The sequence below is a fragment of the Dietzia sp. UBA5065 genome (assembly GCA_002415925.1).
Taxonomy (GTDB): Bacteria; Actinomycetota; Actinomycetes; order Mycobacteriales; family Mycobacteriaceae; genus Dietzia.
Window position 1 is genome coordinate 14,350 of the sequence record DIAZ01000140.1, and the last position, 5,949, is coordinate 20,298.

The window sequence follows — 5,949 nt, forward strand, 5'->3', positions numbered from 1 at the left end:
CGGAACGCCATGAGCGTGGGGATGGACTGGATCTGCAGCATGGCACCGAGCTGCTGCTCGGCGTCCGTGTCGACCTTGGCGAAGGTGATCTCGGGGTTCTTGCCGGAGACCTTCTCGAAGACCGGACCGAACGCCTTGCAGGGACCGCACCACTCGGCCCAGAAGTCCACCAGGACGATGTCGTTCTCGGTGACGGTGCTCTCGAAGTCGGCGGTCGTGATGTCGACGGTGGTCATACGAATGCCCTCCTTGCGCCGACGGGGCGGCTCTCGCCCCGTCGCATTCCGTCGCCAGCCTACGGATACCCCGCGCCGGCGACGACCTTCCGCGAAAACAATACCCCGCAGGGTATGTGTATCCGTACAGAGCAAGACAACGCCGACGGGGCGGGACTATTCCCGCCCCGCCCCCGAACGGGGCGGCGACCCCAGCACGTCGGCGAGGAACCACTCGAGCTGGTCCAGGAAGACTGCGTTGTCGTCCCCCGCCACCATGTGCCCGGCGTCCGCCACCTCCATGGTGTGGGCGTGCGGCAGGAGCTCGAGCAGGTGGCGGACGGACTCGTCGCTGACGATGTCGGACGCGGAGCCCCGGATCAGCATGGTGGGCTGCGTGATCGACGGCACCAGGGTCTCGAAGAAGGCGGTGCCGACCTCCGCGTTGACCGCCGACGCGCCGCCGGCGAACCGGGGGTCCCAGTGCCAGTGCCAGCGACCGTCCTCGCGCAACCGGAGGTTCTTGCGCAACCCCTCCGGGTTGGCGGGGCGCGGGCGGTGGGGCTGGTAGGCGGAGATCAGCTCGGCGGCCTCCTCGAGACTGGCGAAGCCGTCGAAACCGGACCGCATGAAGGCCCCGATCCGTTCGACCCCCGCCGCCTCGATCTTCGGGGCCACGTCGACCAGCACCAGCGCCCGGGCGACGTCCTTGCCCGAGCCCAGGGCGAGCATCGCCGTGAGGCCACCCAGGGAGGCCCCCACGATCACCGGCCGGCGGTCGGGGAACCGCTCGGCGACGATCACCTCGAGGTCGGCGGACATCCGGTGGATGTCGTAGTCCCCCTCGGGGTCCCAATCGCTGTCGCCGTGGCCGCGGGCGTCCATCGCGGTGACCCGGTAGCCCTCCCCCGCCAGCCGCCGGGCCGCGCGGCTCCACGAATGACGCGTCTGCGCGCCGCCGTGCAGCATGAGGATCTCGTCGACGGGCGTCCCGGCACCGTCGGCACCGGCCGGCTCCCACACCTCCCCCACCAGGGTGACGCCGCCGTCCCGCTCCACCGTGAACTCGCGGGGCTCCACTGTGGTCTCCGTGCTGGGCATTCCGGCGCCTCCCTGGCGTGCGTCCCGACCCGATCGGTGGAACGTGTTCTCGTCTCGTTCTACCACGGGCGCTCCACGGCCATCCGCGAGGCGAGGTCCTCGGCCACCGCCAGGACGGAGTAGTAGGGGCCGCGGCGTGGGATCGATGGGAACACCGACGCGTCGGCCACCCGCAGGCCCCCCACGCCGAGGACGCGGCCGGAGCCGTCCACGACCTCCCCGATGGCGGCGGATCCGGTGAGGTGCTGGGAGGTCGAGAGCAGCGGGGTGGCGGGGGTCGCGACGCCCACGGTCTCCGCGACCATCAGGGCACCCACCGCCAACGCCTCAATATCGCGCGGGTCGTCGGCCAGATCGATCCTGAGGCGGGACCCGGCAGCGCCCCCGGCAGGGCCCCCGACCCCGACGATCTGGCCCCTGCCCAGGGGGTTCATCAGCGCGATGCCGATCCGGTGCGGCTGCGGCGCGAGCCCTGGGATGACCTCGTGCAGGGGAACCGAGTACGGGCGGACCTCGATCTCCGCGATCCCGTGCCGCGTCGGGATCCCGAGCCTCACCACGTGGGAGAGCAGCGGCGGGAGGGAGCCGCCGGGGGCACCGTCGGCGCCGGGGGCACCGTCGGCCGCGGCGGCCGGCAGGTCGAGCAAGACCTCCGGGTGCTCCTGCGTCCCCCGTCCGACCGGGTGGCCGGACGCCGGGCCGATCCCGGAGGCCAGCAGCAGCGCCGCCGTCCCGATCGACCCCGCGGTCAGGACCACCTGGCGGGCGGCGATCTCCTCGTCGCTGTCCAGGACCACGCCGTCGCACCTCCCCCCGACGCGCCCGCCCGCCCACCTCAGCTCCCGGACCGGTGCGCCGGTGACCACTCGGACGCCCGCACCGGCCGGGTCCCAGGCCTCGAACGCGGTGACCCGCCGGTCGCCGCGACGCGCCTGGGCGATCGCGGACACGTGCGCGGGGAACGCCGCGGCCAGGCGGGCGGCGACGGGGCCCATCGGCGCCAGTCGCGGCCGCAGTCGCTCGGCGGCGCGGGCGAGCCCCACCGCGTACCGGCGGGGCCAGTCCGGTCCCCACCCCAGGAGGTCCGCCGGGCGGGCGGGGGTGCAGTACCCGCCGTTGACCGCGCCGGATCCGCCGAGGGTGCGGCCCCGGGGCAGCTCGAGCCCCGCGCGGCCGAGCGTGGCGCGGTACCGGGTGACGACCCGGGAGTCCGGCCCCACGTCGAGCAGTCCGGCGCGCGGGGATGCCCGCTCCGCGCCCGCCTCGACCAGCACCACGTCCGCGCCGGCCTCCGCCAGGCGACGCGCCATCACACACCCGGCCGGTCCCGCGCCCACCACCACGACGTCGGCGCGGACGCCGGCCCGGGAGCCCGTCGTCACGCGGTCACCGCCTGAACTCCGGCCGGAGCGCGGCCACCGACCGCGCCGCCCACGCCGAGCGCCACACCCCGACCCCGTAGGCGAGGTCGTCCAGCCGGTGCAGCACCACGTGCCCGAGCGGATCGTCGACCGGCAGCCGGCCCGGGTCGCGGGCGGACCACCAGTGCCACACCCCCTCGGCGAGGGCCGCGGCGGCGACCCGGCGCCGCAGCGCGCGGGCGGGGCGGGACCCGGACGGCGCGGTCGCCACGAGCACCGCCGCCGTCGCGGGCCAGTACGGGCGGAGCAGCGCCTCGGGGAGCTGCCGGATCGAGGCCCCGACCCCCCGCCGGACGAGCTCCGCGGCCGCCCGGCCGTCGCCGGTGAGCGCGCGGGTCCGCGACCACGCCCGCGCCGCCGCGGCGACCGCCACCGCCAGCCCGAGCGGCGTCCCGCTCCACACGCCCGCGGCCACGGCCAGCGACCACGGGGCGGCGACGGCGGGCGCGACGGCGGCGCCGTGCCGGTCGGCGAGCGGGGCCGCGCCGGTGCCGTAGAACGCGCGGCGGGTGAGGAGCGGGACGACCGCGGTGCGGTGCCGGTGCGCGACGCGGGAGGCGGGCTCGTAGCGGATGCGCCCGCCCGCCCGGTCGGTCCGCCAGCACAGGTCCACGTCCTCCGCCACGTGCATGCGCTCGTCGAACGGCCCCTGACCCGCACCGTCCGGGACCGGGGGAAGGCGGTGCGGGCTCACCGCGAGCGCCGCGCTGGGGACGTACGCGACGCGGGTGCGCGGCCGCACCCGCGCGGGCCCGGGGCCCATGTCGAGGGCCGACCGGGCCGTCTCGTATCCGCGCACCCAGAACCGGCCCGGCTCGGCGGCGACGATCCTCGGGGCGACCGCCGCAACCAGCTGGTCGTCGAGGTGCGCGAGGAGCGGGCCGAGCCAGCCGGGCAGCGGGATCACGTCGGCGTCGAGGTAGACCACGACCCGCGCCCCGGCCGCGACCGCCGCGGCCGTGCCGGCGTTGCGCGCGGCCGCCGGGCCGCGCGACGTCTCGTGGCGCAGGATCACGGTCCGCTCGCCGGCGGGTGACGGCGGGACGGCGAGCGGGACGGCTGAGCCGTCGTCGACGACGACGAGCCGGGCGCCTCCGGCGAGATCGGGTGCGAGGGCGTGCACGAGGGCGGCGAGCCCGGCCAGATCGTCCCGGACGGGGATCACCACGGCGACCTCGCCGAGCGCCCGGGCGGGGTGGGCTGGGTCCGGGCGGGTCGCGTCCGGGTGCGCCATCCCGCGGTCGGTGAGCGCCCGGGCGAGCGCCGCGGCGGCGGGGGTGTCGCAGGTGAGGACCTGGCCGCGCAGGAGCCCGGCCACGGACGGGGTGGGGGTGACCAGGGTGACCGGATCGCCCCCGAGCACGCGCACCACGCCGCCGCGGCGGAGCACCCGGGTGCGACGGTCCAGGACGACCCGGGCCGGCGGCGACGGGGCGGCGCTCACCGGAGCATCCCGTCCGCCTCGCCCGGCTGCCAGCGCGTGACCCGGCCGCGGGCGTCGGCCAGGAGCAGCTCCCACAGCCGGCGACCGTCCGCTTCCGTGGCGGTGGTCGGGTCGCCGAGGACCCCCGAGGCGCTCACCGCGGCGACCCCGCCCGCCCGCAGGGCCGGGAGGATCTCCCCCAGCGGCCGCGTGCACCCCCGGGCGGCCCGATCCATCCGGACGAGCCCGGGGTGCAGGTGCAGCATCAGCGAGGTCTCGGCGTGACCCGCGTGGGTGTCGGTGGGGTCCTCCGAGGTGCGGCAGGGCAGCCACGCGGCGTCGCGGCCCTCGTACCGCAGGCGGGACACCGCCCGGCGCAGCGCGTCCACGTTGCCGCCGTGCCCGTTGACCACCAGCAGCCGGTCCGCCCACGTGGACACCGACCGGCCGAGTTCGAGGACCGCCCCGGCGAGCGCGTCGGTGCCCATCGACACGGTCCCGGGGAACGTCTGGTGCTCCCCGCTCGCGCCGAACCCGAGGGCGGGCAGCAGCGTGGCGTGGTCACCGGCCGGGCCGCCCGCGGCGGCGACCGCGCGCGCCGTGGCCGTGGCCAGGAGCGTGTCGGTCTCCACCGGCAGGTGCGGCCCGTGTTGCTCGGTGGCGCCGAGCGGAAGCACGGCCACGGGGGAACCGCCGGGCTCGGTAGGGATGACTAGACCTTGATCGCGCCCATGTCGACGGTGAAGGTCGACGCCGTGATGGTCCGCGAGGCGTCCGAGGCCAGGAACATCACCGAGTCGGAGATGTCGTCGGTCGTCGCCATGCCCATGCCGAGGATGGGCGTGAAGTGCGGCAGGAACTGCGGCATGTTGCTGAACACGTCGTGGGCGGCCGGGTCGTCGGCACCCATCGGCGTGAGGACGCCGTAGGGGTGGATGGTGTTGACGCGGATGCCGTGCTCGCCGAGCTCCTTGGCCGCGGTCTGGGCCAGCCCGACCACCCCGTACTTGGACGCGGAGTACGGGGACTGGACCGGCATGGCCTTGAGGCCGGCGACCGAGCTCACCAGCACGATCGAGCCGCCGTTGCCCGCGGCGAGCATGTGCGGGATGGTGGCCCTGAGCGTCTTCCAGTAGCCGGTGAGGTTGATGTCGATCGTGTCCTGCCACTGCTGCTCGTCGAGCTCCCAGACCTTGCCCCAGTTGCAGATCCCGGCGTTGGCGATCACCACGTCGAGGCGGCCGCCGAAGCGCTCGACGCCCCGGGTGACGAGGTCCTGCTGGAACGCCAGGTCGCGGACGTCGCCGACCTCGGCGAGGATCTCCCCGCCCTCGGCCTCGACCTTCTCGATGGTCTCCGCCAGGTCCTCCGGGGTCGTGGTGGGGTACTTGACGTACTCCGACGGCGAGGCGCACAGGTCCAGGCCGATGATCCTGGCGCCCTCGCGGGCGAAGCGGATCGCGTGCTTGCGACCCTGCCCGCGGGCGACGCCGGTGATGTAGACGACCTTGCCGTCGAAATCTCCCATGGGAGGACTCTTCTCTTTACGGGTGTAGCGATGGATGGTGCGGAGGTGTCGCCGGGGCGATCACTCGCCCAGTCGGCGCATGAAGTCGTCGGGGATCACGTAGTCCTCGCGGCTGAGCTCGGAGATCGACGACTTGCTCAGCCCGATGAGGCTGGAGTCCAGGCCCGAGCGCAGGATGTCGAGGACGTTCTCGACCCCGGCCTGGCCGTTGGCACCCAGGCCCCAGAGGTAGGCGCGGCCGATCATCACGGCGCGGGCACC

Annotated in this window: 7 protein-coding genes; all 7 read right to left on the reverse strand. The window is 75.3% G+C overall.

Going from position 1 to position 5,949, the window contains the following annotated elements; all coding sequences use genetic code 11:
* On the reverse strand, positions 1–236 hold a 236-nt coding region (locus B4M60_RS11160), incomplete at its 3' end, for a thioredoxin family protein (RefSeq protein ID WP_291083718.1).
* Positions 237–392: 156 nt separating this feature from the next.
* Complete coding sequence (locus B4M60_RS11165) at positions 393–1,316, reverse strand: alpha/beta fold hydrolase (RefSeq protein ID WP_291083721.1); 924 nt, start codon at positions 1,314–1,316, stop codon at positions 393–395.
* 59 nt (positions 1,317–1,375) lie between these two features.
* Positions 1,376–2,698: a mycofactocin system GMC family oxidoreductase MftG gene (gene mftG / locus B4M60_RS11170; protein WP_291083724.1), complete on the reverse strand. Its 1,323-nt coding sequence runs from the start codon at positions 2,696–2,698 to the stop codon at positions 1,376–1,378.
* A gap of 4 nt (positions 2,699–2,702) precedes the next feature.
* Positions 2,703–4,181 (reverse strand): mycofactocin biosynthesis glycosyltransferase MftF, encoded by a 1,479-nt coding sequence (mftF, locus tag B4M60_RS11175; RefSeq protein WP_291083727.1) that lies wholly within the window; start codon positions 4,179–4,181, stop codon positions 2,703–2,705.
* Entirely contained in the window at positions 4,178–4,843 is a 666-nt protein-coding gene (gene mftE, locus B4M60_RS11180; protein WP_291083730.1) for a mycofactocin biosynthesis peptidyl-dipeptidase MftE, read from the reverse strand. The genes mftF and mftE overlap by 4 nt, the downstream gene beginning before the upstream one ends.
* 29 nt (positions 4,844–4,872) lie before the next feature.
* Positions 4,873–5,688, reverse strand: a complete 816-nt coding sequence (locus B4M60_RS11185) for a mycofactocin-coupled SDR family oxidoreductase (protein WP_291083733.1) — start codon at positions 5,686–5,688, stop codon at positions 4,873–4,875.
* A gap of 60 nt (positions 5,689–5,748) precedes the next feature.
* On the reverse strand, positions 5,749–5,949 hold a 201-nt coding region (locus B4M60_RS11190), incomplete at its 5' end, for an alpha-hydroxy-acid oxidizing protein (RefSeq protein ID WP_291083736.1).

Excerpts from the sequence above, each read along its gene's own strand:
- B4M60_RS11165 (WP_291083721.1), bottom strand. The coding sequence starts at position 1,316 with ATGCCCAGCACGGAGACCACAGTGGAGCCCCGCGAGTTCACGGTGGAG.
- B4M60_RS11185 (WP_291083733.1), bottom strand. The coding sequence starts at position 5,688 with ATGGGAGATTTCGACGGCAAGGTCGTCTACATCACCGGCGTCGCCCGC.